Origin of the sequence: Actinomyces sp. 594, from assembly GCF_019325145.1 — a bacterium.
GTDB lineage: Bacteria > Actinomycetota > Actinomycetes > Actinomycetales > Actinomycetaceae > Actinomyces.
Window position 1 is genome coordinate 1 of record NZ_PIZC01000061.1, and the last position, 639, is coordinate 639.

Sequence of the window (639 nt, forward strand, 5' to 3'; positions counted from 1 at the left end):
CCCGCGTCCCGGGAGGGCCTCAGGTTGCCTCCCAGGACCTGGTCGGGGTTGTGCAGGATCGCTACCTGCCGCATAGCCTCACGCGCCCAGGCGCGGGACGCGGCGCGAGGCACGCCGAGTTGATCGTTACCGTGCGCGGCGAGTCGCTTGTAGAGGTCTCTTCGTGCTTGTCGTGTGGCTTCGTTGCCTTGTCTGCCTTGCTGTCTGAACAGGTCGCGGGCGGCCAGGTAGTCCTTGGCGGGCATTTGCGCCAGGACCTGGTATTGGCCGTCGAGCTGGAACTCGAACTCGGCGCCCTTGGCCTGTAGGTCGCGGCTGCGGCCGTTGTGGTAGACGGTGCGCACCATGGTGCGGTTGTCGCGTGCTGGTGGGGGCTGGTACTGCTTGGCGACCGCTCCGGGGTCCTCGGCGCCCAGGGCGTGGCGGAAGCCGTGCTCGTCGGGCAGGGCCATAGGGCCGGGGGCCGTGTTGCCGCTGGCCGTCATGACTCGCTCGCCTGGCTGAGTGGGGAGGTGGCGGGGTCGGCGCGGATAATCGGGGCGATCTGGCCCCAGTTGGCGCCTACCGGGTCGCTGATGGTGATGTCGCTCTGCTGTGCTTGCAGGGTCAGGTAGGTGTGGGCGTCGGTGATGCGCAGGT

General features: G+C 68.7%; 1 protein-coding gene. It reads right to left on the bottom strand.

Annotated features, from left to right (window positions below; genetic code table 11):
• The coding region (locus tag GZ998_RS11080; protein ID WP_219109866.1) for a polymorphic toxin type 15 domain-containing protein at positions 1–485 on the bottom strand (485 nt) is incomplete at its 3' end.
• Positions 486–639: the final 154 nt, after the last annotated feature.